This window comes from Arenimonas metalli CF5-1 (assembly GCF_000747155.1).
GTDB lineage: Bacteria > Pseudomonadota > Gammaproteobacteria > Xanthomonadales > Xanthomonadaceae > Arenimonas > Arenimonas metalli.
In genome coordinates this window covers 1-1,262 of the sequence record NZ_AVCK01000052.1, presented here as the reverse complement: position 1 = coordinate 1,262, position 1,262 = coordinate 1, and the positions used below count along the sequence as shown (strand labels likewise).

Sequence of the window (1,262 nt, the reverse complement as noted above, 5' to 3'; positions counted from 1 at the left end):
TGAGTTAAGCCGCGCCGAAGGCGTCGGTTTGAATGATTGGTTAGGCCGCACTCTCACGGACCTGAAAGATGTTGCCCTCTGGGTCAACCGCGTTGCAGACGAGGAATCCCGGTCCGTGCCATTGCTCAGGTAGGACCTCACCGCCCAAAGCGGGCGCCTTTGCCGCCGCCTCCGGAATGCTGGGGACCGTGAAGAAGAACTTGAGGGCGGCGTCCTCTCGCTTCTCCGGAGGAATGGATATGGAAATGGATTCGGCAATTGCCGCCGGAATGGCATGGATCGTCAGCTGGATGTCCGCAGAACGGAGTACCACGAGGTCAGCCGACGAGTGGGCACGGGACATTTCTAGCAACGACTCATAGAACCCAGCGAGCCGAGACAAGTCCTTTGCGTAAATGAAGAGGCCGGCTCTTGCAGGACCAGACATTGGAACTCCAAAAAGTGGGGGCGTTGCTGTGCGGCCTAACGCCTTAGTTAAGCCGCGCCGAAGGCGTCGGCTTGAATGACAAGTTAGGCCTCAGCCGCCCGACGGCATAACGAAAGCCATTCCCGCAGCGTAAACAAGTAAGCCGGCTGGGGGCAAGGATACAAGCCATGCAGCCACGCGCGGGCTATGTCTCTTGACCCTGATGCCAACCAAGACAATGAGCAAGAAGACCGCCGCTGGCATTGCGCAAAGCAGGGTGAGCTCAAGCGCTCGCATCTGGGGGCAGGGAGCCCCATTAACCTGGCAGTTCTCTGCCTGGCTGGACGTAAGGGTGAAGTACATGAGGGCCGAAAGGCCAAAGCCCAACGCGAGGCTAAGCGACGATCCCAGCCAGAAGCTTCTCATGAGGCCTAACACCTTGATTTAAGCCGCGCCGAAGGCGTCGGCTTGAATGATTGGTTAGGTGGCGGCTACGGCAATTGCACGTGCCCAACCCACCAGTCCGCGGTAAACCCTAAGACTAGACCCAATACTACCGCCAAGGTGTAGCCATCTGCGGCGGCACCGAACAGCGCCGCGATGGCGCAAGCGAAAGCCACGCCTAGAAGTGTTTGAGCTAGTAGCGACAGAGACCGCTTCTTGCCCGACGTGCCTAAGGCGACGATCGCGCAATAGAAGCCGAACAGAAAAAACGCGATTACGCCACGTATGGCGTGCGAGTCAACCACATCGGCACGCCAGAAAGCGAAGAGTGCGAAGACGCTAGCAAATAGCAATGCTCCGAGTAGCGACCAACGTCCCATAGCCACCTAACGCCTAAGTTAAGCCGCGCCGA

At 58.4% G+C, this 1,262-nt stretch carries 1 protein-coding gene; it reads right to left on the bottom strand.

The window, feature by feature from the left end; genetic code table 11:
* Window positions 1–40 precede the first annotated feature (40 nt).
* Window positions 41–427, bottom strand: a complete 387-nt coding sequence (locus N787_RS11695; protein WP_034214334.1) for a VOC family protein — start codon at window positions 425–427, stop codon at window positions 41–43.
* Between the last annotated feature and the right edge of the window lie 835 nt (window positions 428–1,262).

Bases quoted from the DNA above. Each gene is read 5' to 3' on its own strand.
- N787_RS11695 (WP_034214334.1), bottom strand. From the start codon at position 427: ATGTCTGGTCCTGCAAGAGCCGGCCTCTTCATTTACGCAAAGGACTTG.